The sequence below is a fragment of the Hamadaea sp. NPDC050747 genome (assembly GCF_040654195.1).
In the GTDB taxonomy this organism is placed as follows: Bacteria; Actinomycetota; Actinomycetes; order Mycobacteriales; family Micromonosporaceae; genus Hamadaea.
Window position 1 is genome coordinate 142216 of sequence record NZ_JBFAHM010000006.1, and the last position, 23888, is coordinate 166103.

Annotated in this window: 22 protein-coding genes; 15 read left to right on the top strand and 7 right to left on the bottom strand. The window is 69.1% G+C overall.

The features are described from left to right. Nucleotides 1-29: 29 nt before the first annotated feature. Nucleotides 30-500, bottom strand: coding sequence for a MarR family winged helix-turn-helix transcriptional regulator (locus AB0H43_RS15485; RefSeq protein WP_359999996.1), 471 nt, complete (start codon nucleotides 498-500; stop codon nucleotides 30-32). A gap of 211 nt (nucleotides 501-711) precedes the next feature. Beyond that, the gene (gene valS, locus AB0H43_RS15490) at nucleotides 712-3195 is read right to left on the bottom strand and encodes a valine--tRNA ligase (protein ID WP_359999997.1); all 2484 of its coding nucleotides are present in this window, start codon (nucleotides 3193-3195) and stop codon (nucleotides 712-714) included. A gap of 313 nt (nucleotides 3196-3508) precedes the next feature. Between valS and AB0H43_RS15495 the strand changes: the two genes are divergently transcribed. The 9 genes from AB0H43_RS15495 to AB0H43_RS15535 all read left to right on the top strand — a co-directional run bounded on the left by AB0H43_RS15495 (nucleotide 3509) and on the right by AB0H43_RS15535 (nucleotide 12269). Further along, the gene (locus AB0H43_RS15495) at nucleotides 3509-4069 is read left to right on the top strand and encodes a hypothetical protein (protein WP_359999998.1); all 561 of its coding nucleotides are present in this window, start codon (nucleotides 3509-3511) and stop codon (nucleotides 4067-4069) included. Between the two features lie 3 nt (nucleotides 4070-4072). Beyond that, entirely contained in the window at nucleotides 4073-4519 is a 447-nt protein-coding gene (locus AB0H43_RS15500; protein WP_359999999.1) for an RDD family protein, read from the top strand. A gap of 9 nt (nucleotides 4520-4528) precedes the next feature. Continuing rightward, nucleotides 4529-5173: an HAD family hydrolase gene (locus AB0H43_RS15505; protein WP_360000000.1), complete on the top strand. Its 645-nt coding sequence runs from the start codon at nucleotides 4529-4531 to the stop codon at nucleotides 5171-5173. 60 nt (nucleotides 5174-5233) lie between these two features. After that, a complete protein-coding gene (locus AB0H43_RS15510; protein ID WP_360000001.1) occupies nucleotides 5234-6226 on the top strand; it encodes a LacI family DNA-binding transcriptional regulator in 993 nt (330 codons plus the stop codon). A 212-nt stretch (nucleotides 6227-6438) separates the two neighbouring features. Further along, on the top strand, nucleotides 6439-7818 hold the full coding sequence (locus AB0H43_RS15515) for an extracellular solute-binding protein (protein ID WP_360000002.1): 1380 nt from the start codon (nucleotides 6439-6441) through the stop codon (nucleotides 7816-7818). 81 nt (nucleotides 7819-7899) lie between these two features. Then, entirely contained in the window at nucleotides 7900-8850 is a 951-nt protein-coding gene (locus AB0H43_RS15520) for a sugar ABC transporter permease (protein WP_360000003.1), read from the top strand. Nucleotides 8851-8852: 2 nt separating this feature from the next. Then, a complete protein-coding gene (locus AB0H43_RS15525; protein WP_360000004.1) occupies nucleotides 8853-9743 on the top strand; it encodes a carbohydrate ABC transporter permease in 891 nt (296 codons plus the stop codon). Nucleotides 9744-9796: 53 nt separating this feature from the next. Further along, on the top strand, nucleotides 9797-11407 hold the full coding sequence (locus tag AB0H43_RS15530) for a glycoside hydrolase family 13 protein (protein ID WP_360000005.1): 1611 nt from the start codon (nucleotides 9797-9799) through the stop codon (nucleotides 11405-11407). A 94-nt stretch (nucleotides 11408-11501) separates the two neighbouring features. Further along, the gene (locus AB0H43_RS15535; RefSeq protein WP_360000006.1) at nucleotides 11502-12269 is read left to right on the top strand and encodes a DUF1684 domain-containing protein; all 768 of its coding nucleotides are present in this window, start codon (nucleotides 11502-11504) and stop codon (nucleotides 12267-12269) included. 116 nt (nucleotides 12270-12385) lie between these two features. On the opposite strand, the gene AB0H43_RS15540 is transcribed toward AB0H43_RS15535, so the two are convergent. Then, complete coding sequence (locus AB0H43_RS15540; protein WP_360000007.1) at nucleotides 12386-13156, bottom strand: hypothetical protein; 771 nt, start codon at nucleotides 13154-13156, stop codon at nucleotides 12386-12388. Nucleotides 13157-13532: 376 nt separating this feature from the next. Between AB0H43_RS15540 and AB0H43_RS15545 the strand changes: the two genes are divergently transcribed. Further along, nucleotides 13533-14279, top strand: a complete 747-nt coding sequence (locus tag AB0H43_RS15545) for a hypothetical protein (RefSeq protein ID WP_360000008.1) — start codon at nucleotides 13533-13535, stop codon at nucleotides 14277-14279. Nucleotides 14280-14361: 82 nt separating this feature from the next. Here AB0H43_RS15545 and AB0H43_RS15550 read toward each other — a convergent pair whose 3' ends face one another. Continuing rightward, complete coding sequence (locus AB0H43_RS15550; RefSeq protein WP_360000009.1) at nucleotides 14362-15333, bottom strand: acyl-CoA dehydrogenase family protein; 972 nt, start codon at nucleotides 15331-15333, stop codon at nucleotides 14362-14364. A 98-nt stretch (nucleotides 15334-15431) separates the two neighbouring features. On the opposite strand from AB0H43_RS15550, the gene egtA reads away from it, so the two are divergent. From egtA to AB0H43_RS15565, 3 genes are read left to right on the top strand one after another with little or no spacing between them, the layout of a single operon-like run. Continuing rightward, complete coding sequence (gene egtA, locus AB0H43_RS15555) at nucleotides 15432-16742, top strand: ergothioneine biosynthesis glutamate--cysteine ligase EgtA (protein ID WP_360000010.1); 1311 nt, start codon at nucleotides 15432-15434, stop codon at nucleotides 16740-16742. Nucleotides 16743-16791: 49 nt separating this feature from the next. Beyond that, on the top strand, nucleotides 16792-17709 hold the full coding sequence (locus AB0H43_RS15560; protein WP_360000011.1) for an ABC transporter ATP-binding protein: 918 nt from the start codon (nucleotides 16792-16794) through the stop codon (nucleotides 17707-17709). Further along, nucleotides 17706-18527, top strand: coding sequence for an ABC transporter permease subunit (locus AB0H43_RS15565; RefSeq protein ID WP_360000012.1), 822 nt, complete (start codon nucleotides 17706-17708; stop codon nucleotides 18525-18527). Before AB0H43_RS15560 ends, AB0H43_RS15565 begins: the two co-directional genes overlap by 4 nt. A 177-nt stretch (nucleotides 18528-18704) precedes the next feature. Here AB0H43_RS15565 and AB0H43_RS15570 read toward each other — a convergent pair whose 3' ends face one another. Then, entirely contained in the window at nucleotides 18705-19325 is a 621-nt protein-coding gene (locus AB0H43_RS15570) for a suppressor of fused domain protein (protein WP_360000013.1), read from the bottom strand. Nucleotides 19326-19348: 23 nt separating this feature from the next. Further along, the gene (locus AB0H43_RS15575) at nucleotides 19349-19531 is read right to left on the bottom strand and encodes a hypothetical protein (RefSeq protein ID WP_360000014.1); all 183 of its coding nucleotides are present in this window, start codon (nucleotides 19529-19531) and stop codon (nucleotides 19349-19351) included. A 67-nt stretch (nucleotides 19532-19598) separates the two neighbouring features. Between AB0H43_RS15575 and AB0H43_RS15580 the strand changes: the two genes are divergently transcribed. Further along, entirely contained in the window at nucleotides 19599-20219 is a 621-nt protein-coding gene (locus tag AB0H43_RS15580; RefSeq protein ID WP_360000015.1) for a hemerythrin domain-containing protein, read from the top strand. 169 nt (nucleotides 20220-20388) lie between these two features. On the opposite strand, the gene AB0H43_RS15585 is transcribed toward AB0H43_RS15580, so the two are convergent. Next, nucleotides 20389-20565 (bottom strand): hypothetical protein, encoded by a 177-nt coding sequence (locus tag AB0H43_RS15585; protein WP_360000016.1) that lies wholly within the window; start codon nucleotides 20563-20565, stop codon nucleotides 20389-20391. A gap of 99 nt (nucleotides 20566-20664) precedes the next feature. Between AB0H43_RS15585 and AB0H43_RS15590 the strand changes: the two genes are divergently transcribed. Continuing rightward, entirely contained in the window at nucleotides 20665-23844 is a 3180-nt protein-coding gene (locus AB0H43_RS15590; RefSeq protein ID WP_360000017.1) for a penicillin acylase family protein, read from the top strand. Nucleotides 23845-23888: the final 44 nt, after the last annotated feature.

Consider the following 23888-nt stretch of genomic DNA (forward strand, 5'->3'; position numbering starts at 1 on the left):
GGTCCGGAACGGGCCGGCGGCAGACGAAGTCAGCGCGGGCGGGTGGAGTCGCTCTGTCCTTCGAGGTTCTTCGCCAGCTGATCGGCGAGTACGCCGGCCAGCTCCGTCAGCCGGCGCAGGTCTTCCTCCGGCAGCCCGGCGAACCGCAGCCGGTTGGCCGCCGCGTGGTAGACGGACGCGGCCGCGAGCCGGTCCGCACCCGCGGGCGTGAGGTAGACCTGCACCAGGCGTTGATCGTCGCGATCCGAACCGGTGACCACGAGCCCGGCCTCGGCCAGCCGCTGCACCAGTCTCGTCGCGTTGCCCCGGGTGCAGAGCATCAGCTCGGCCAGCCGGGTGATGGTGCGCCCCGTCTCGCGGGCGGGGTCGAGCAGCCGGAGCAGGGTGAGGTGCGTCGGCGTCAGCCCGATCGAGCGCAGCGCACGCCGGTCGCCGTCGTCGAGCAGGACGTAGATCTGCTGAAGACGGTCGTACAGCTCGCGATGCGGATCATCAGACAACGTCGTTCTCCGATGTGTTGACTAGTCACCAAACTCGTTGCGCCGAGGTTAAGCCGGTCTCCCGACCGTGTCAACGGCTCGGCGATGACTGCCGGACCCGCTACCGCTGGATCAGGGTTCTCGTGCGAATCTTCGGCCAAGATTCGACCTGGAACCCTGATCCAGCGGGGAGGACGGCACGGTCCAGCGGGAAGGACGGCGCGGGGGTGCGCTAGAGGGTGACGGAGACGGCGAGCGAGCCGTCGGCGGCATGCAGCGTCAGCGACCCGATCTGGCCGGCGGCCCGCAGGTCGTCCGCGACGAGCCCCAGCGCCTCAAGGGAGGCGGCCGGACCGGTGACGGCCACGGCCGACGCCGGAGCCCGCTGCGACAGCCGCGCCTCGGACTTCGCCCGCCGCACCGCCGCGATCACCTCCGACGCCGCCGTCAACGGGGCGTCCGAACCCCCGCCGGACAGCGTGGGCCAGGCGGCCCGATGGACGGACCCCGTACGCCACCAGGACCAGATCTCCTCGGTCACGAACGGCAGGACCGGCGCGAACAGCCGGAGCAGCACGTCGAGGGCGGTTCGCATCGCGACCACGGCCGACCCGCCGTCCGGCGAGTACGCCCGCGGCTTGGCCAGTTCGAGGTAGTCGTCGCAGAACTCCCAGAAGAAGTGCTCCACAATCGACAGCGCACCCGGGTAGTCGTACGCCTCGAACGCGGAGGTCGCCGCCGAGACGACGGTTTCCAGGCGCGCGAGCATGGCGAGGTCCAGTGGTGACGTCACCGGAGCGTCCGACGACGGGAAGGTGAGCACGAAGCGGGAGGCGTTGAGCAGCTTCACCGCGAGCCGCCGCCCGATGCGCATCTGGCCCGGCGACAGCGCGATGTCCACCCCGGGACGCCCCGACGCGGCCCAGTAGCGCACCGCGTCCGGCCCGTATTCGTCGATCGCCTCCATCGGGCGCGAGATGGGGCCGTTGCTCTTGGACATCTTGGACATGGTGTCGGTGAGCACCCAGCCGGAGATCACGGCGTTCTTCCAGGGCAGCCGGTCGCACTCCAGATGCGACCGCAGCACCGTGGCGAACAGCCAGGTCCGGATGATCTCGTGGGCCTGCGGGCGCAGGTCCATCGGGAACACCTGGTCCAGCAGGTCACCCGCGGCGATCACGGGCGACAGCGACGAAGTCGCCCAGGTGTCCATCACGTCCGGATCGGCGGTGAAACCACCCGGCCGGTCGCGCTGCTCCGGGGCGTACCCCTCGGGCGTCTCGGCGCGCGGGTCGACCGGCAGCCGGCCCTCCGCGGGCAGCAGGGGCTGGTCGTAGCGGGGTTCGCCGTGCTCGTCGAGGGGATACCAGACGGGGATCGGCACACCGAAGTACCGCTGGCGGCTGATGAGCCAGTCGCCGGTGAGCCCCCGCACCCACGACTCGTAGCGAGTGCGCATGTGCGGCGGGTACCAGTTCAGCTCCTCGCCCCGGCGCAGCATCTCCTCCCGCAGACGGTCGTCGCGGCCCCCGTTGGTGATGTACCACTGACGGCTCGTGACGATCTCCAGCGGCAGATCGCCCTTCTCGTAGTACTTCACGGCGTGCCGCAGCGGCCGCTCGCCGAGTAACAGGCCCGCCTCGCGCAACGTCCGCACGGTCTCGCGCCGCGCGGCCTTCACGGTGAGCCCCGACAGCGGCGCGTACCGCTCGGCGTCCACACCAGAGGGTGCGTCCGGCAGCAACCGGCCGTCGCGGCCCACGATCGCGCGGATGGGCAGGTCCAGGTCGCGCCACCAGGTCACGTCGGTCAGGTCACCGAACGTGCACACCATCACCAGGCCGGTGCCCACCGCCGGGTCCGCGTCCTTGTGCGGCAGCAGCGGCACTTCCGCTTCCCACCAAGGTGTACGCACAACGCCGCCGAACAGGTCCTGATAGCGCTCGTCGTCCGGGTGCGCCACCAGCGCCACGCAGGCGGGCAGGAGCTCGGGGCGCGTGGTGGCGATCGTCAGCGGCCCGGACGGTCCCTCGAAGCGCAGCTCGTAGAAGGTGCTGTCGCTCTCGCGGAACTCCACCTCCGCCTGGGCGACGGCGGTCTGGAAGGTCACGTCCCAGAGCGTCGGCGCCTCGGCGAGGTACGCCTCACCCCGGCGCACGTTACGCAGGAAGGCGCCCTGTGCGGTGGCCCGGGCGCGGTCGCCGATCGTCTGATACGTGAGCGACCAGTCGACGCTGAGCCCGGTGGCTCGCCACACCTCCTCGAAGTGCCGCTCGTCGTACGCCGTGAGTTCCTGGCACAGCTCGATGAAGCGCCGCCGGGAGACGGGCGTCTGCTCCTTGCCCTTGGCCGGGTGCTCCAGGGAACCCGGCGTCCGCTCATCGGGGGCGTACGCCAGGGTCGGGTCGCAGCGCACGCCGAAGACGTTCTGCGCGCGGCGTTCGGTCGGCAGGCCGTTGTCGTCCCAGCCCATCGGGTAGAACACGGCCTTGCCGGTCATGCGGTGGTATCGGGCGAGCACGTCGGTCTGCGTGAACGAGAAGACGTGCCCCAGATGCAGGGCTCCGCTCACGGTCGGAGGCGGGGTGTCGATGGAGTAGACCTGGTCGCGCGAGGCCGACCGGTCGAAGCGGTAGGTCTGGTCGGCCGCCCAGCGGGCCGACCACTTCTCCCCCAGTCCGTCCAGACTGGGCTTTTCCGGGATCGCCTGATGCATTCGTGTGCACCTTTCGAGACGCCACACCTGGTGAGGCGGGCTTGATGGAGGGTGAGGAACGAACGGGTCCGGCTGTCAGCCGGCGACCCGTACTCGACGTACGCGTACGCCGCATACCTCGACGACCGGCCGCGGCAGCGCCAGCGGGGCTCGGTTCATCGGGTTCGCGGTCGTCGCCACGTCGCCCTCCTGTCTGAAGGTGTCAGTGCGTTCTACGGTAGCAGTTCGCCACCGATTGATCTTGGCGAGAAATGGCGGACCCGGCGACCATTTCTCGCCAAGCTCACCGCCGGAGAGCCGTAGACTGGGTGATATGTCCGATACGACCCGAGCCAGCCTGCCGGAAGTCGCTCTCGGCAGCGCCGTGCTGGCTGCCGACACGGCTCGCGACCTCGTGAAGCGGGCGGCGTCCGCCGGCATCCGCTCGGTGACCGATACCCGGGACGCCGCCCTGGATCAGGTCCAGACGCGGGTGCGCATGGTGGCCCGCGCGGTCGCTCCCGGGGTCATCGACGAACTGATGCCCTACCTGACCAGTTCCGTGCTGCCCCGGTTCCTGGACGCGGCGCTGCCCCTCATCGAGGCCAAGCTGCTGCCACGACTGATGGAATCGGCGATGCCGCTCATCGAGGCGCGGATGATGCCTCGCCTGCTCGACGCCGCGATCCCGCTCCTGCGGGACAAGGTCGTCCCGATCATGATCAAGGACCTGACCGAGAGTGAAGAACTGCGGGAGCTGATCACTGAGCAGAGCCGGGACGTGGTCGCCGACGCGGCCGGGGATCTGCGCGACAGCACCGCCGCCGCCGACGACCGGGTGGAGATCGGGTTCCGGCGGTTGTTCCACCTCTCGAGCTCCGCCACGGCGAAGTAGCCGATGGAGCACCGGGCGTACGCGGGACTGGTGTCACGGCTGGCCGGCCTGGGCCTGGACGTGCTCATCGCCGCGATCACGGTCGTCGTCGTGGGCCGTGGACTGCCGGAGGTGTGGCGGCTGGTCGCGGGTACGCCGCCGCAGTGGATGCTCACCGGCTTCGACTGGGCCGCCAACATCACGCCCGCCGTGTACTTCGCCGGATGCTGGATCTTGACCGGGGAGACCATCGGCGGCAGCGTCTTCGGCACCGCGGTGCGCCTCGGCGACGGCCGCCGGATCGGCCCGATCCGGGCAGTGCTCCGGGCGGCGGTGGGCCTGCTGCTCGCCCCGATCTGGTTCGTCGGCCTGGCTACGGTGCTGTTCGACGAACGCCGCCGGTCTTTGCTCGACATGGTGTTCGGCACAGTCGTCCAGTACGCCGGCCGCCCCGGACGCTCGACCGCCTAAAGTGGCGCCGTGGCGAAACCTGAACTGGTCATCTTCGACTGCGACGGCGTACTGGTCGACAGCGAGCGGATCGCGATCCGGCTCAACATCGAGATGCTGGCCGAGTACGGCCACACCGCCACCGAGGCCGACATCGTCGATCACTTCGTCGGCAAGTCGCTGCCGACCATCCAGGAGAAGATCGCCGAATGGCTGGGCCGGCCGGTGCCCGAGTGGCCGGATCTCTGGATGACTCGGATGACCGCCGCTCACGACGCCGAGCTGACCGCGGTGGACGGCATCGCCGAGGCGCTGGACCGCATCGACCTGCCGGTCTGCGTGGCGTCCAGCGGCCGGCTGGAGAAGACGCGGCACAGCCTCAAGCTGACCGGGCTCAGCCACCACTTCGGGGATCGGCTGTTCAGCTCCACAATGGTCGAGCGGGGCAAACCCTTCCCCGATCTGTTCCTTCACGCGGCGCGTACGCTCGGCGCCGATCCCGCGAAGTGCGTGGTGGTCGAGGACAGCGAGCCCGGCGTTCACGCGGCCCGCTCAGCGGGCATGCGCTGCTTCGCGTACGCCGCCGGAGTCACCTCTGGCGAGAAGCTCACCGGAGACGGTACGGTCGTCTTCGATGACATGCGCCGGTTGCCGGAGCTGCTCGCCACGAGCTGACGGGAATCCCACACAGACTCGTGCAAGTCACTTGCACGCTGATGCACTACGCTTGCACTCATGACGCGCAGACTGGCTGAGGTAGCGAAGTACGTCGGAGTCAGCGAGGCCACGGTCTCCCGGGTGCTGAACGGCAAGCCCGGGATCTCCGACGCCACGCGCACCGCCGTGCTGACCGCGCTCGACGTGCTGGGATACGAGCGCCCGACCAAGCTGCGCGGCGAACGAGCCCGCCTGGTGGGACTGGTCCTGCCCGAGCTGGGCAACCCGATCTTCCCGGCGTTCGCCGAGGTGGTGGCGGACGCGTTGGCCCGACGCTCGTTCACCCCCGTCCTCTGCACCCGTACGCAGCACGGCGTCTCCGAGGGCGACTACGTCGACATGCTGCTCGACCAGCACGTCTCCGGAGTGATCTTCGCCGGCGGCAACTACGCCCAGGGCGCGGCCGACCATGAGCACTACCATCGCATCGCCGACCGGGGCCTGCCGGCCGTGCTGGTCAACGCAGCCATCGACGGGCTGAAGTTCCCCCGCGTGTCCACTGACGACTCGCACGCGGTGGAGCAGGCGTACCAGCATCTCGTGGCGCTCGGCCACGAGCGGATCGGCCTGATCATCGGGCCGGAGGACCACATGCCGTCGCTGCGCAAGCTCACGGCGTGGGGCGGCAAGGCGGCCGAGCCCGACCTCTACGAGCACACCATCTTCTCCCTGGAAGGCGGGCACGCCGCCGGGACGAGGCTCATGAACCGCGGTGCGACCGCCCTCATCTGCGCCTCCGACGTCCTGGCGCTCGGCGCCATCCGGGCCGTCCGGCGGCTGGGCCGCAGCGTGCCCAACGACGTCTCGGTGGTCGGCTACGACGACTCGTCCTTCATGACCTGCACCGAGCCGCCGCTGACCACGGTCCGGCAGCCGATCGAGGCGATGGGACAGGCGGTCGTCGCCCTGCTCATCAACGCGATCGCGGGTAACCCGATCCCGACCGACGAGCTGCTCTTCGAGCCCGAGTTGGTGGTCCGCGGCTCCACCGGTCCAGCACCCGCCGCCTAGCACTTTCTTGCACAGCCCCGTCCGGCGTACGCCCGGGCGGGGCTTCTTCGTGCCCGCAAAGCAGCAGGTCAGAGGACTTATGCAAGGACTCTTCGCGATCACCGTTGCAAAGTCGTAATTTTGCATTGTGTTGTCTGAGTATTGCCGCCAGGAGTCGCCATAGTTACAGTGAGCCCACTCAGCGACAACCCGTTCCCCGAAGGGATGGATAGATGTCCGTAACGCAGTACCGCAGGGTGGCAGCCCTCGCGGCCGTGGCCGGACTGGGGCTCGCCCTCGCGGCCTGTTCGACGAAGGGCGACGACTCGTCCAGCAGCGGTGACAAGGTCACCATCACCGTGGACTGCATGCCGGTGGGCTCGCAGAAGGAGCTGCTGAAAGACTGGAACGCCGACGTCGAGGCGTTCCAGAAGCTCAACCCGAACATCACGATCAAGAGCGTCTCGGTCGGCGCCCAGTGCAACAACCCGCCGGACTTCACCGCCCGGCTCGCCGGCGGCACCGTCACGGACGTCTTCTATGCGTACATGACGGATCTCCAGCAGGTGCTGGACTCCGGCCAGGCCATGGAGATCACCCAGTACGTGAACAAGGACGTGATCCCCACCTGGGACAGCATCTCCAAGGAGGCCAAGGCCGCCTTCAGCGAGGGCGACAAGCTCTACGGCATCCCGACCAAGAACTACTCGATGGGTCTGCTGTACAACAAGAACCTGTTCCAGCAGGCCGGTCTGGACGCGAAGAACCCGCCCAAGACGTGGGAAGAGGTCCGGGAGGCGGCCAAGAAGATCGCCGCCCTGGGCAACGGCATCGCCGGGTACTCCGACTACAGCGCGGGCAACACCGGCGGCTGGCACTTCACCGCCGAGCTGTTCTCGCAGGGCGGTCAGGTCGTGACGGCCGACGGCAAGAAGGCCGACTTCAACAACGACCTCGGCAAGAAGGTTCTCCAGAACCTCAAGGACATGCGGTACACCGACAAGAGCATGGGTGAGAAGCAGCTCCTGCAGTGGGCGGACCTCCTGACCAACGCCGGGGCCGGCAAGGTCGGCATGTTCGTCGGCGCGCCGGACGCCACCACCGCGATCGTCACCCAGTTCCAGGGCAAGTACCAGGACTGGGCGATGGCCCCGATGCCCGGCCAGGGCGGCCCGGCCAAGGGCACCCTTGGCGGCGGTGAAGGCTACTTCTTCAAGAAGGGCCTGTCGAAGGCGCAGGTCGAGGCGGGCCTGAAGTGGCTGGCCTACGAGAAGCTGACCGTCGGCAAGGGCCAGTTCGACTACGTCCGGGCCAAGCCGGAGAACAACCCGGTCGGCCTGCCGCAGCCGCAGCTGTTCATCCCGGGCAGCGACGCGTTCAAGGCGGACAACGACCTGAAGGTCGCCAACGCGAACGTGACCGTGGACGACTTCGCGCTCTTCGCGAACAACCCCGTCCCGATCAAGTTCGAGCCGGCCAACGCCCAGGCGATCTACGCCATCCTCGACTCCGCGATGTCGGCGATCCTGACCAACCCGAACGCGAGCGTCGACGACGAGCTGAAGAAGGCCGAGGACAAGGTCAACCAGGCCTTGGCCGCCGCCGCCAAGTAGCCGCCGCCCAGTAAGTGAGAAGGCGTGGGGGCCGGTCGGAGAGCGAGAGCCGGCCCCCACCTCACCTCAAGGAGCATTCCCATGCCTTCGGCGACCGTGGCGCCCAGCCCCGTCCACGCTTCACGACCTGCCGCGCCGGCCCGCCGCCCGCGCAAGCCCGGCGGTCAGAAGATCACCAACAACGTCACCGGGTACGCGTTCCTGATCGGCGCGATCATCTGCTTCGCGCTGTTCTCCTGGTATCCGATGGTCCGCGGCTTCATCATGAGCTTCCAGCGCACCCGCCGGGGTGTGACCACCTGGGTCGGCTGGGACAACTACGAGCGCATCCTCCAGGATCCGAGCTTCTGGACGGCCTGGAAGAACACGGCGTACTTCACGGTGCTGGCGCTGGTGCTCGGCTACGCCGTCCCGTTCGTCGTGGCCATCATCTTCAACGAGCTGCGGCACGCCCGCGGCTATCTGCGCGTACTGGTGTATCTGCCGGTCATGCTGCCGCCCGCGTCCGCGCTGTTCCTGTACAAGTACTACGCGTACGACCCGAGCGACGCCGGGCTGTTCAACGCCGTCCTCAAGTTCCTGCACCTGCCGACCTCCCAGTGGATGCAGTCCACCTCGATGGCGGTGCCCGCGATGGTGCTCGCGTCGACCTGGATGAACATGGGCGGCGCCGTGCTGATCTACCTGGCGGCGTTGCAGAACATCCCCGGCAGCCTCTACGAGGCGGCCGAACTGGACGGCGCCGGGCTGTTCAAACGCATCCGGCACGTCACCATCCCGCAGACCAAGCTGATCCTGTCGCTCATGGCGATGCTGCAGGTGGTGGCGACGATGCAGTTGTTCATCGAGCCCCTCATCCTGGCCAACGGCGCCGGTACGCAGGACTCGGCGACCTCGGTGGCGTACCTCATCTATCAGCACGGCTTCTTCCAGAACGATCTCAACGGCGCGGCCGCCCTCGGCGTGATCATGCTCGTGGTGCTGGGCGGCTTCTCCGCGGCTTACCTCCGGCTGAGCGCGAAGCAGGAATGACGATGACGACACGTGAACAAGGCCCGCGGACGCTGCTGTCGCACACGCAGCTCACCCGGGGCAAGGGACCGGCGGTCTACTGGACGCTGCTGATCGCCATCGTGGTGATCTTCACGCTGGCCTTCATCGGCCCGCTCTACTGGATGGTGACCAGCGCCCTGAAAACGGGTCAGGAGGTCGCGCAGACGCCGCCGACGCTGTTCCCGGCGAACCCGGACCCGCAGAATTACATCGACGCGTGGAACAACCTGACGCTCGGCAAGCTGCTGTTCAACACCATCTATTACGCGGGCGGGGCGCTGCTGTTCCAGCTCGTCCTGGACACGGCGGCGGCGTACGCCCTGTCGAAGCTGCGGCCGATCTTCGGCAACGTCGTGCTCGGCGCGATGCTGGCCACGCTGATGATCCCGGCGATGGTCCTCATCGTCCCGCAGTACCTGACCGCGATCGACCTGCCGATCCTGCACATCAGCCTGCTGGACTCGCCGTTCGCGATCTGGCTGCCCGCGGTGGCCAACGCCTTCAACATCTTCCTGTTGAAGCGGTTCTTCGACTCGGTGCCCCAGGATCTGATCTACGCTGGGATCGTCGACGGCGCCGGACCGCTGCGCATCCTCTGGTCGATCATCCTGCCGATCTCGCGGCCGATCCTCGGGGTCGTCTCGATCTTCGCGGTGACCGCCGTCTGGAAGGACTTCCTCTGGCCCAAGCTGGTGGAGCCCTCCCCGGAGACCAGGACGATCAGCGTCGGCATCTACGCCTTCGCCGGGGGCACCCCGCAGAACGTCGTGATCGCCGCGGCCGTCATCGCCGCGATCCCGACGGTGATCTTCTTCCTGATCTTCCAGCGCAGCATCATGGCCGGGCTCACCACGGGCGCCGTCAAGGAGTAGCAGCGCAGCGAGACCCCCTATTGAAGGCGATCCAACACAAGAAAGAGACTGCCTTGACGAACTCCGCCGCTTGGTGGCGCACCGCCGCGATCTACCAGGTCTACCCCCGCAGCTTCGCCGACGGCAACGGTGACGGCGTCGGCGACGTGGCCGGCATCCGTGCCCGCCTGGGCCACCTCAAGACCCTCGGTATCGATGCGATCTGGTTCAGCCCCTGGTACTCGTCGCCCATGGCGGACGCCGGCTACGACGTCGCCGACTACCGCGACATCGACCCGATCTTCGGCACGCTGGCGGAGGTGGAGGCGCTCATCGGCGAGGCCCACGACCTCGGGCTGCGGGTGATCGTCGACATCGTCCCCAACCACTGCTCGGACCAGCACGCCTGGTTCCGGGCCGCGGTCGCGGCCGGGCCGGGCTCGCGGGAGCGGGCCCGGTTCCACTTCCGGCCCGGCCGGGGCGCGAACGGCGACCTGCCGCCCAACGACTGGCAGTCGAACTTCGGCGGCTCGGGCTGGACCCGCGTGGCCGACGGCGAGTACTACTTCCACATGTTCGCCCCGGAGCAGCCCGACCTGAACTGGGCGAACCCGGCGGTGGTCGAGGAGTTCGACGACATCCTGCGGTTCTGGCTGGACCGCGGCGTCGACGGCTTCCGCATCGACGTGGCGCACGGCCTGGTCAAGGCGGACGGGCTGCCGGACATCGCGTCGCTGGAGCCCGGCGCGGGCAAGCCGTACGAGGACCAGCCCGGCGTGCACGCCATCTACCGGCGCTGGCGCGCCATCGCCGACGAGTACACGGCTGCCGACCCGAAGCGGGAACGGGTCTTCGTCGGTGAGATCGTGGGACCCGACCCCGAGGGGTTCGCCCGCTACCTGCGCTCCGACGAACTGCACTCGGCGTTCAACTTCGACTTCCTGTTCTGCCCCTGGGAGCCGGCGCGGCTGCGTACCGTCATCGACGAGACGAACGCCGCCCACGCGCTGGTCGGCGCGCCGCCGACCTGGGTGCTGGCCAATCACGACGTCACCCGGGTGGTCACCCGCTACGGGCGGCTGGACTACACCGGCTTCGGCTTCGACGACCGCCGGCACGGCGTACCGTCTGATCTGGAGCTGGGGACCCGGCGGGCGCGAGCCGCCGCGTTGCTGTCGATGGCGCTGCCCGGCGGGGTCTACGTCTATCAGGGCGATGAGCTGGGCCTGTGGGAGGTCGAGGACCTCGACGACGATCTGCGGCAGGACCCGATCTGGGAGCGGTCCGGGCACACCGAGCGGGGCCGCGACGGCTGCCGGGTGCCGCTGCCGTGGTCGGGCGATCAGCCGCCGTTCGGGTTCTCCGGCCAGGGCGACACCGAGGGGTGGCTGCCGCAGCCCACGGGCTGGAAGGACTACACCGCCGAGGCGCAGGACGGCGATCCCGCGTCGATGCTGTCGCTCTACCGCGCGGCCCTCGCCGTCCGGCCCGAGTTCGGCGACGCGCCCATGGCCTGGCTCGACTCGGCGCCCGAGGTGCTTGCCTTCCGGCGCGGCGACCTCATCAGCGTGTCCAACCTGGGCACCGAGCCGGCTGAGCTGCCCGCTGGAACGATCGTGCTGGCCAGCGGCCCGCTCGACGACGGCATGGTCCCGTCGGACACGACCGTCTGGTTGCGCGCGTAATCCTTCAGGGGACCAAGGCCGGTGGGGACGACCTACCGGCCTTATTTTGTTCACACCCCCGGAGTACGCTTCCCGGACGATCTTGGGAGGAACCATGGGTGACGATCTCCTCGCCGGCTGGCAGAGCTGGCGGGAACGGCGCGACCGGAGCCTGCGCAATCCGCACGGCTGGTTGAGCCTCACCGGACTGCATTGGCTGGGCACCGATCCGGCCACCTTCGACACCGTCCCCGGCCGGTGGCGGGTGCTGGACGACACCGTCTACGTCGCGGCCGACCGCGCGGACGGCCTCGTCCATCTCGGCACCCCGATCGACGGGGAGGTCGCCGTCTCGACGCCGGAGCGGGTGCACGCCGGGGAGGTCGAGGTGGAGGTCATCCAGCGCGGCGGCTGGTGGGCGCTGCGCGTACGCGATCCGCAGTCACCCACGCTGACCTCGTTCACCGGCGTTCCGGCGTACGCCTTCGACCCGGCCTGGGTCGTCGACGGCCACTTCGAGCGCTTCCCCGAGGCGCAGGAGATCAAGATCGGCTCGGTGATCGACGGGCTCACCCACGCCGAGTCGGCGATCGGCGTACTGCGGTTCTCCGTGGCCGGGCAGGAGCTGGCGCTCACCGCGTTCGACGGCGGCGACGGCTCGCTCGACCTGCTGTTCCGCGACGCGACCAGCGGAGTCACCACGTACGCCGCCTCCCGGTCGCTGTCGGTGCCGGCGCCCGACGCCGACGGGCGCGTACGCGTCGACTTCAACCGCGCCTACAACATGCCCTGCGCCTTCACCGAGTACGCCACCTGCCCGCTGCCGCCGCCGGAGAACACGTTGCCGATCGCGATCACGGCGGGCGAGCAGAAGTACCACTGACCGGCTCTCCTTCCGCGCTGGATCAGGGATCCCGGTCGAATCTTGGGCCATGATTCGACCGGGATCCCTGATCCAGCGCGGAGGTCAGGGTTCGCGGAGGTCAGGGTTCGCGGAAGTCAGGGTTCGAAGCGGCCGGCGAGCAGCTCCTGCAGCCAGATCTTGGCCCGGATGAGCGGCCGCCGGATCCGGCGTTCCCGCCACTGCGCCTTGGCCAGCTTCCCCCGGGCCCGGGGCGTGTCCTTCAAATACCGCCAGCGCGCCCAGGGCGAGCCCGGCCGGGCGAGCCGGATCGCTCCGACGTACAGCAGGATGGGGACGAACAACCCGACCAGTCCGGTCCAGATCTTCCCCTTGAGCAGGGTGATCGCGGCGAGGGCGAGGTTGAGGAGCGTACCGGCGAGGGCGATCGCCCAGTTGACCCAGCCGCCGCCCTCGGAGCCGGCGTTGAGGAACTCGTCGATCGCGATCGGCCGCAGCCCCAGCAGGAGCATCCCGGAGACCGCGACCGCGACGAAGACGGCGTCGACCGACGTGCGCCCCTGTTCGGACCAGTAGACGTCGTCGAGGTGCAGAATCAGCGCGAACTCGTCGAGCACGAGGGCCGCCCCGATGCCGAACAACCCCGCGACCACGGACAGGGCGGCGGTATGCCCACGCGGGATGGCCAGGGCGGCCACTCCGCCGACGAGCATGAAGATCACGCCGAAGACCACGTGGTGGATGTGCAGGCCGCCCGGGGTGACGTTGCCGGGCCACCAGCTGACCTGGGCGCGGATGAGGCGTACGGAGATCCGGATGAACGCGAAGCCGATCACTACGCCCGCGAAGAAGCAGAACAGCGGCAGCCGGCCGGTCTCGACGATCTCGTGGTCGAACCAATGCCCCATGACTAGATCTGATCACGGTGGGGAACCTGGCTGACTGCAAACACCAGCACCACGCCGAGGCAACCACGGAGCGTGACACATAGATCGCTATGCGTATAAAATTGCCCGTCTGAGACCGATTTGTGACCCATCCCCTACGGGTTTACGCTTGGTATTCACGCCGTGACGGAGCACTGAGATCGGCGCCGAGGGATCCGCCCTCGACTCACGCGCTGAGCGCGAGAGTGGCGGAATGGGCGTTTTGCGTACTTTGTCAGGTCGGCGGCCTTCCCGGGCCCATCGCGCACAGTCTATCCCCCATATTGATGGCGTACATAGTGATCATTCGACGTATGTGCAGGTGGGCAGGGCTCTAGACGGTCGCTAAGGTCGACCAATGCGCCGAGACAACGACGTCAAGACCATGCTCACCAACAAGGTTTCGCAGGTCTTCACCCTCATCCGCGAACGCTTCACGACCAGCCCGCGCCGTGTCGCAGCGTTCGGCCTGGTGGCCGTCGCTGGGGCAAGCGCCCTGCTCCACACCTCCGCTGCCACGGCCGAGCCGAGCAGCTTGAACACCGCCAAGGCGGCCCAGGTGGTCACGGCCACCAAGGCCGCGACGTCCCCCGCCAAGTCCGCAGCCGCCAAGGCCACCCCGAAGTCGACGGCCACCAAGGCCGCGACGACCACGGCCAAGGTCAAGCCCACCGCGGGCTACAACCAGACGCAGATGGACAACGCCGCGATCATCGTCAAGGCCGGCAAGGAGCTCGGTATCTCCGAGCGCGGCCAGATCGTCGCCGTCGCCACGGCGATGCAGGAGAGCAACCTCTACAACCTGGCCAGCCACGTCGTGCCGGAGTCGCTCAAGTACGCCCACCAGGGCACCGGCGCCGACTACGACTCGGTCGGCCTGTTCCAGCAGCGGTACACCACCGGCTGGGGCACGGTCAAGGAGATCATGAACCCCTCCGAGTCGGCCAAGAAGTTCTACCGCGCGCTGCAGCGCGTGCCGGGATGGCAGAACATGCCCATCACCGTCGCCGCGCAGACCGTGCAGGGCTCCGCGTTCCCCGACGCGTACGCCAAGCACCAGGGCAACGCCACCGCGGTGGTCAAGGCGGTCAACGCCGTCAAGTGACATAGCAGCACCCCGAAGGGCGGGCCGTGACGATGACGTCACGGCCCGCCTTTTCCGTTGACGGGAACACCCCGAACCGTCGCTAGCGGGAGGGGACGATCCGGCGCAGCAGCTCGTCCCGGATCACCGGCCGGCTGCCGAACACCAGCAGGAACGCGGCCTCCCGGACCAGCCGCCCGGCCGCCGAGTCCAGCAGCACCGACCGGCTGCCGGTCTGCACCGCCAGCGCCGTGGCACATCGCATCGCCAGTTCCGACGCGGTCGCCCGGGCAGCCGGCGTCGTCCCGGCGTCCGCCGTGAGCAGCGCCGAACGGCAAGCGGCCAGGTCGGCCGTCAACTCCGGCACGACCGGAGAGTCGCCCAGCAGCCGGACGCAGCGCTCGGCGACGCCCAGCGCCAGGAATCCGTTGAGCGCCCAGCCCGGCGCCTCCCGCGCGGCCCAGTCGGCGTACGGCTCGGCGGCGACAAGGCGATCCGCCGAGACGACATGGCCGTCGAAGGACACCGTGGCCGTCCGGCCGGCGTTCGCCGCCGACAACGGAACGATCTGTGCTCGCAGGGTGCCCGACTCCACCGCGTCCACGAGGAAGAACCGGACCCAGCCATCGTCGCCGATCGCCGCGACGTGCAGGACGTCGATGAGATCCCAGCCGGTGACCCAGGCCGCCTGCCCGGTCAGCTGCCAACCTCCGGCCGACTCGGACGCCTTGAGCCCGCCGGCGCCCGGCCGGGCGCCGGAATGGGCGATCCCGCCCCGGACCTCGCCACGTGCCAACGACGCCTGCCACTTTTCGCGTACCCCTGGCTCTGGAGACGAGGCCGCGGCCCGCAGTGGCCCCCGATGCTGGAGCCAGACGAACGCCGTGGCCAGGCAGCCGCCCGCGAACGCCGCGACCAGCGGTCCCACCTGATCGACCGGGCCGCCGACCGCCTCGTAGAAGCCCTCGCGGGCCAGTATCTCCACATGCGACACCGGTACGCGGTCCGCGCGGTCGACCTCCGTGGCGGCCGGAAACAGCACCTCGTCGGCGATCCGCGCGGCGGTGTTCATCATTCGGCGAAGATACCGCAACACAATCTGGCCTTGGAGGATACTTCACATTTCCCATATGATTTACGGATATCTCTGTCTCCGTCGAGCCGGAGGGCGCCATGAACGCTCGCCCCTCGTCCGTCACCCCGGCCCTACCCGACACGCCACCGGAACCCGAACCCGCGCGCCCGATCGGCGAGCGCGAGGCCGAGGAGTTCGTCGCGGCGCGCACCGTCCATCCGGGGGCCGACCCGCAACTCGGGGTCGAGCTGGAATGGCTGCTCGTGGACAAGCGGCAGCCGCGTGAACGAGTACCATTCGACACCGCCCAGGCGGCCTTGACCGCGGCGTCCGCCCTGCCGCGCTGGGCCGCGCTGACCTGGGAACCGGGCGGCGCTCTCGAACTCAGCTCGCGTCCGGCGGGCACCGTCGCCGCCGCGCTGGCCGACATGACCACCGAGGTGGCGTCCGTCCGATCCGCACTGGCCGAGGCCGGAATCTCTCTGGTCGGCGCCGGGCTGGATCCCGTCCGGCCGCCCCACCGCCTGCTCGACGCGCCCCGATACGCGGCGATGGAGACCTACCTGGACCGCCGGGGCGACGCCGGGCGCTGGATGATGACCGGCACCGCCTCCGTGCAAGTCTGCGTCCACTCCGGACACGAGGCGCGCGGTCCGCTCGGCTTCCGCGAGCGCTGGCGGCTCGCCCACGACCTCGGCCCGGTACTCGTCGCGGCCTTCGCGAACTCACCGATCGCGCGCGGGCTCCCGACCGGCTGGCGATCCACGCGCCAGGCGGTCTGGGCCAGTCTCGACCCGGGGCGTACGCGCCCGCCGACCGGCGACGATCCCCGCGAAGCCTGGGCGCGGTACGCCCTGGACGCCGCCGTGCTCTGCGTACGCAAAGCTGAAGGGCCCTGGCTGGTGCCGGAGGGGCTCACCTTCCGCGACTGGATCCGCACCGGGCTACCTCGTCCACCGACCGCCGACGATCTGGCCTACCACCTGACCACCCTCTTCCCGCCGGTACGCCCCCGCGGCTACCTGGAACTGCGGATGATCGACGCCCAGCCCGGCGATCAGTGGACCGTGCCCTTCGCGGTCGCGACCGCGTTGCTCACCGACGCCCGCGCGGCGGATCGGGCCGCCGACGCCTGCGAACCGTTGCGCCACATACCGAGGGTGTGGCAGGAGGCGGCCCGGCACGGGCTGAGCCGCCCCGCCTTCGCGATCGCCGCGGCGACCTGCTTCGAGGCCGCGCTCGACGCCCTGCCCCGGCTCGGCGCCCCGCCACCGGTCAGCGCGCGCGTCGCCCAGTACGCCGACCGCTTCGTCACACGAGGCCGCACTCCAGCCGACGCCTTGCTGACCAGGCTGGAAGGCCGAACGGAGGATGATCATGCCACGCTGTGGACATCCACCGAGTCATAGGGGACAACCCTGATGGTTTCGCGTTGACCCCGTACGACACACTGTGCCGATGGGCAGTGAGATCACCAACGGTGAGATCGTCGTGTCCGGCCTGACCAAACACTACAAACAGGTCAAGGCCGTCGACGGGCTGTCGTTCACCGTGAAGCCGGGGCGTGTGACCGGTTTCCTCGGGCCGAACGGCGCGGGCAAGACCACCACTTTGCGAATGTTGCTGAACCTCGTCCGTCCCACCGCCGGGACGGCGACCATCGGCGGCAACCGATACGCAGACCTGACAGACCCGACCAAGAGCGTCGGGGCGGTGCTGGAGGCGTCCAGCGCGCACAAGGGCCGGACCGGCCGTAACCACCTCCGGGTCATCTGCGCGGCGGCGGGGCTGCCGGCGTCGCGGGCCGACGAAGTCCTCGCCATCGTCGGGCTGACTCCGGCGGCCAACCGGAAGTTCAAGGGATACTCGCTGGGCATGCGCCAGCGGCTCGGCATCGCGACGGCGATGCTCGGCGACCCGCAGGTGCTCATCCTCGACGAGCCGGCCAACGGCCTCGACCCCGAGGGCATCCGCTGGATGCGTGACTTCCTGCAGTCCCTGGCCGCCCAGGGTCGCACCATCCTCGTCTCCAGCCACCTGCTCTCCGAGATGGAACTGCTCGCCGACGACGTCGTCATCATCGCGGCCGGCAAGCTCGTCGCGCAGGGCGCCGTCAGCGACATCGTCGGCAACATGGGCGACGGCGGCCTGGTCCGGGTGCGTACGCCCAAGCCGGACGAGCTGATCGCGGCGCTGGACTCGGCGACCGTCGCCCGGCAGGACGACGGCGCGCTCGTCGTCACCGGCGCGACCGCGGCCTCCGTCGGCGAAGCCGCGCTGCGGGCCGGAGTCGCGCTGCACGAACTGGTCACCGAGCGGCCCGACCTCGAACGGGTCTTCCTCGAGCTGACCGCGGGCAAGGAGGCCATCCGATGAACCTGATCCGCAGCGAGTTCCTGAAGATCCGCACCACCAACGTGTGGTGGCTCTTCGCGCTCGGCACGGTCGTCCTCTGGGGACTCTCCTTCCTCGTCAACGCCGTCCAGTCGCACTACGTCCTCAACCCCGAGGGCGTACCGGACGATCAGGCCGCGACCTTCAGCGCGATGGCCAAACCGGCGGCGATGACCGCCTACCTCGCGACCACCGGGCAGTACTTCGGCCTGATGTTCGTGCTGCTGCTGGGCATCCTGACGGTGACGAACGAGTTCTACCACCAGACGGCCACGACGACCTTCCTGGCGACCCCGCACCGGACGGCCGTCATCGTCGCCAAGACCGTGGCGGCGGCCATCTTCGGCTTCCTGCTCTGGGCGGTGACGACCGTGCTCAGCGTCATCGGCACGGTCATCTTCCTCAACATCGAGAACGCCGAGGCGGCGTTCGGCGACTCGGCGGTCATCCGCTCGATCCTGCTGAACCTGCTCGCCTTCGCGTTGTGGGGGCTCATCGGCGTCGGCTTCGGCGTCCTGATCCGCAGCCAGATCGGGGCCACCGTCACGGCGCTGATCCTGTACCTCGTCGGCACCCTGGCGGTCTCGATCATCGTCCAGCTGCTGTCGCTGTGGCTCGACCAGGACTGGATCCAGCAGCTCGCCTGGGCCCTGCCGTCCAACGCGTCCAGCCTGCTCGTCAGCGGAGTCGACCTGCCGGAACAGCCGCACTACTGGGTCGGCGGGCTCGTCCTGCTCGCCTGGGCCGCGGTCACCGGCGTCATCGGCACCCTCATCACCCGGAACCGCGACATCTCCTGACGCAGGCGCTGCGCCTGGCGCTGCCGCTTCGGGCGCTGCCGCTTCCGGCGCTGCCGCTTCGGGCGCTGCCGCTTCCGGCGCTGGATCAGGGTTCCCGGTCGAATCTTGGGGCAAGATTCGACCGGGAACCGTGATCCGGCGGAGGATCCACCTGGCGGGCGACGGTCCGGCGTCAAGTCACCAGAGCGACGGCCGCGCCGGGTCGATCACGTGCAGCGGGACCTTCTCCCCGATGGCGTCGAGCACCACTCGCGCGTTCCCGTCCTGGGCGGCCGCGTACTCGGCGTCGGAGAGCGCCACGATCTGCAGGAACGCCAGCCCGCCGAACGGCGTGGGGATGGTGCCCAGTTCACTGTCCACAATGAAGCCCAGGGCGGTCAGCCGGGTGTCCAGGTCGCCCAGGGTCAACCGGCCCGGCCGCAACGTCTGGCCCGGCGTGAACCACTCCCCCGTCGCCAGCACGTAAGCCGACAGCTGCTGGATCAGCAGCACCGCCCAGGCCGGCGGCGCATCCCCGGCCGGACGGCGTGCGGCCCGGAGGGTGAACTCGAAGCCGAATCCGGAGTCGACCGGATTCTCGCTGCGCTTCTCGTACAGCTCCGACATCCCGTAGCTGATCAGGTGCCAGTGCGGCACCGGATCCTCCCGCGCGTAGATGCTGATCCCGTCGAGCGCCTCGACTCCGCCGAGGTAGGACGGCAGCTCCGGGGCGACGTGCAGCGGGACGGCATCGCCGTAGAGCCGCTCCAACGCGGCGTCGATCGCGCTCCAGCCGGGCGCCGAGTCTTCGCCCACCATGCACGCACGGTACCCCGGATCACCTACTTCTTCTTGCCGAAGATCGACCGGATCGCGAACCAGAGGATGCCCACGCCGATCAGGATGCCGACGAGCCGTAGGTAGCCCTGTTCACTCCAGCCCTGGCCAGGAGTCGGCCCGTCGGCCCACGCCGGCCCGTCCGGCCATGTCGGCACGATGTCGGCGAGGAGGGTGAAACGACGCATCGGCACTCCGGCGGGGTTTCGGAAACCGGCCGGACGGGCAATCACCTCGCCGACCGAAGGAGGAGCCTTGACTGTAACGGATCCGGAGAGCTGGGAGTCCGAGGAATGGGGCGGACGCGGCATCGCACGCGTTCTCGCCGACGAGCACACCCGGCTGCAGACCCTCCTCGAAGATGCCCTGACCGCGACCGGCGCCGTCACGACCGGGACGACCGAGACCCGGCAGATCGCCGACGCCTTCATCGCCGCGATGAGCCGTCACCTGTCCGCCGAGGAGCAGGAGCTCTACCCGGCCGCCCGCACCGCCCTCGACAACGGCGACCGGATCGTCGACGACGAGATCGAAGCCGATCGCGAGATCCTGCGCGTCCTGGCCGACCTGCACAAGGCGGACCCCGACGGTGCGGAGTTCGCCGCCCTGCTCGCGCGAGCCGACCTGCACCTGCGCCGGCACGTACGCACGGCCGACGAGGACATCTACCCCGAGCTGCGCCGCCGGCTCGACCGCGAAGAGCAAGTGAAGCTGGGCAACCGGATCGACATCTTCGAGGAGGCGGCGCCGACCCGGCCGCACCCGAACACGCCGTCCACCCCGCCACTCAACAAGGTGGTGGACCCAGCGCTCGGCACGATCGACAAGATGCGGGACGTGTTGTCCGGCCGAAAGACGCGTCCGCAGGACCTGTAGCTCCAGGCGCAGCCGTGCCCGCCCTCCTGATTCGGAGGGCGGGCACCCGTGTTTGTGCGGCGACGAAAACGATCCAGGCGAGAAATGGTCGTTGGGGCAGCCATTTCTCGCCTAGATCATTTAAGGGGCCCGCGGGGACGGCTCGCAAGCCCTCGCGGGCCGAGGTGGGTCAGCGGCGGCGACCCCGCCAGTACGCCCGAGGCGCCCATCCCGCGAGCGAGAGGGCCACGAAGAGCAGACCCGCGGTGTTGAGCGTCGACGCGTTGATGATGTCGTTGGTCTCCACGTCCAGCCACTGCACGAGCAGCGAGATCGCGAAGAGGGCGACTCCGATCCAGGCGAACATCTTTGACCCCTTCACATTGAGGGCGCTAAACGTTACTGTCCGGTAAACGCGACAACCTTTCGCATTACCCGAGAGTTCCGTCGTGAAAGGACACTGCCCATGTCCGTCAAATTCCAAACCAGGGCCACCCTCGTCCTGGTCCTCACCGCCGCGATGGTCGCCGTCGCCCCAGCCGCCCCCGCGGCCGCCGCGAGCGCGTACCTCAAGACGAACGACTACTGCCTCGACCAGTGCAACGACATCCTGCCGCCGGGCGAGAACGGCAACGCCACGCTGGCCGGAATCCTGCTGCACCAAAGCATCGGCACCCGCCCGGCCCACTCCGCCGACCAGCTCGCCGCGTACGCGAACCTGCTCAGCGCGTACACCGGGTTGACGGACGAGCAGATCGGCCAGTTCTACAACGACGGCGCCTTCGGGGTGCCGGCCGGGCAGGTGGAGAGCACGATCAGCCCCCGGTCCGACGTCACCATCGTGCGCGACAAGGCGACCGGCGTACCGCACGTCACGGGAACCACCCGTGAGGGCACCATGTTCGGCGCCGGGTACGCCGGTGCGCAGGACCGGTTGTTCCTCATGGATCTGCTGCGGCATGTCGGCCGGGGCACCCTGACGACCTTCGCCGGCGGCTCACCCGGCAATCAGGAGCTGGAGCAGAGCGTCTGGCGCAATTCGCCGTACACCGAAGCGGATCTGCAGGCGCAGGTGACCGCCCTGCAGAGCCGCGGCGCCCGTGGAGCGCAGCTCTACACCGACATCACGCAGTACATCGCGGGCGTCAACGCGTACATCAACCACTGCATGAGTCAGTCGCCGGTGGACTGCCCCGGCGAGTACGTGCTCACCGGTCACCTCGACGCGGTCACCAACGAGGGCGGCCCGGAACCCTTCAAGGTCACCGACATCGTGGCCATCTCCGGCGTCGTCGGCGGCCTGTTCGGCGGTGGTGGCGGCGGCGAGATGGCCTCGGCGCTCGTCCGGGTGGAAGCCCAGGCGAAGTACGGCGCGACCGTCGGCGACCAGGTCTGGCGCGCCTTCCGGGAGCAGAACGACCCGGAGACGCTGCTCACACTCCACAATGGGCAGAGCTTCCCCTACGGGCAGTCACCAGCGAACGCCACGGGTGTGGTGCTGCCCGACCGAGGCACGACGTCCGGGGTACCGGTCGTCTACAACCGAACGGGAAGTGCCGGGGTGTCCGCCGAGGCCGTCGAGCCCGCCACCGAGCGCAAAGGCATGTCGAACGCGATCGTCGTCTCCGGCTCCATGACCGCGACCGGCAACCCCATCGCCGTGTTCGGTCCGCAGACCGGCTACTTCTCGCCGCAGCTGCTCATGCTGGAGGAGCTGCAGGGACCCGGGATCAGCGCCCGGGGCGCGTCGTTCGCCGGGGTCAACCTCTACGTGCAGCTCGGCCGGGGCCAGGACTACGCCTGGAGTGCCACCTCCGCCGGGCAGGACATCACCGACACGTACGCCGTCCAGCTCTGCGAGACCAACGGGTCCACCCCGACGGTGAACTCGATGGCGTACCTGTTCCGGGGGGTGTGCACGCCGATGGAGACGCTGCGGCAGGACAACGCGTGGCAGCCCACGACGGCGGACTCGACGCCGGCCGGGTCCTACTCCCTGATCACCTACCGCACCAAGTACGGCCTGGTCACGCATCGCGGGCTGGCCGGGGGCGTGCCGACGGCGTACACGTCGCTGCGCTCGACCTATCGCCACGAGGCCGACTCGGCGATCGGCTTCCAGATGTTCAACGACCCGTCGCAGATGGGCGACGCCGCCGCGTTCACGACCTCGGCGTCCAACGTCGGATACGCCTTCAACTGGTTCTACCTCAACAACACCCAGGCGGCCTACTTCAACTCGGGATCGAACCCGCAGCGCCAGTCGACGGCGGATCCGAACCTGCCGCAGAAGGCCGACGCCGCGCACGAGTGGGTCAGCTGGAACCCCGACACCAACACGGCCGCATACACGCCCGCGAGCGCGCATCCGCAGGCGGTGAACCAGGACTTCTTCGTCAGCTGGAACAACAAGCAGGCCGGTGACTACAGCGCCGCCGACGGCAACTTCAGCTTCGGCCCCGTGCACCGGGCGCAGTTGCTGGACAAGGGCGTCCGCGCGGCGACGGCGGGCGGGCGGAAACTCACCCGCGCCGACGTCGTACGCGTCATGGCCGACGCCGCAGTCTCCGATCTAAGGGCGACCGAGACCCTGGATCTGGCGCTGGACGTCATCGAGAGCCAGACCGTCACCGACGCCAATCAGGCCGCGCTCGTGAGCAGTCTGCGTACCTGGCTGAACGCGGGTGGACGGCGGCTGGAGACGTCGGCCGGATCGCACGCCTACCAGTACGCCGACGCGATCCGGGTCTTCGACGCCTGGTGGCCGTTGCTGGTCTCCGGCGAGTTCAAACCGACGCTGGGCGACAGCCTGTACGCCTCCCTGGTCGGCGCGATGCAGATCAACGAGTCGCCGTCGGGCGGGCAGCAGGATCCGGCCGGCAGCGGCGGATCGCTGAACGACACCCAGGGCCACAAGGGCTCGTCGTTCCAGCACGGCTGGTGGGGCTACGTGAGCAAGGATCTGCGCGCGGTCCTCGGCCGGCCGGTCAGCGGCCCGCTCGCGGCGACCTACTGCGGCGGCGGCAGCCTGACCGCCTGCCGATCGATGCTGCTCAGCACGTTGAGCAGCGCGGCGGCGACGCCGGCGGCCACGGTGTACCCGGCGGACAAGTACTGCTCGGCGGGCGACCAGTGGTGTGCGGACAGCGTCGTGCAGTCCCCGCTCGGCGGGATCACCGACGACAAGATCAGCTGGCAGAACCGCCCGACCTACCAGCAGGTCGTCTCGTTCCCCGCGCACCGCGGCGACACCATCGCGAACCTGGCCAACGGCAAGACCGCGACGGCGTCCAGCACGCAGTTCCTGACCAGCTACACGCCGGGCAAGGCGGTCGACGCCAACGACGGTTCGCGCTGGTCCAGCTCCTACAACGACAGCAACTGGATCAAGGTCGACCTCGGCTCGGCCCAGACCGTCGGCCGGGTCCTGCTGCATTGGGAATCGGCCTACGGGCGCGCGTACCGGATCGAGGTCTCGACCGACAACAGCGCCTGGACCACGGTCTGGTCGACCACCACCGGCAACGGCGGCCTCGACATCGACGCCTTCACGCCGGTCAGCGCGAGGTACGTGCGTATGACGGGCGTCACGCGCGCCACGTCCTACGGCTACTCGCTCTGGGAATTCGAGGTGTACGCGAAATAGCAGCGACACGACAGGGGCGGACTCCCTCCTGGGAGCCCGCCCCT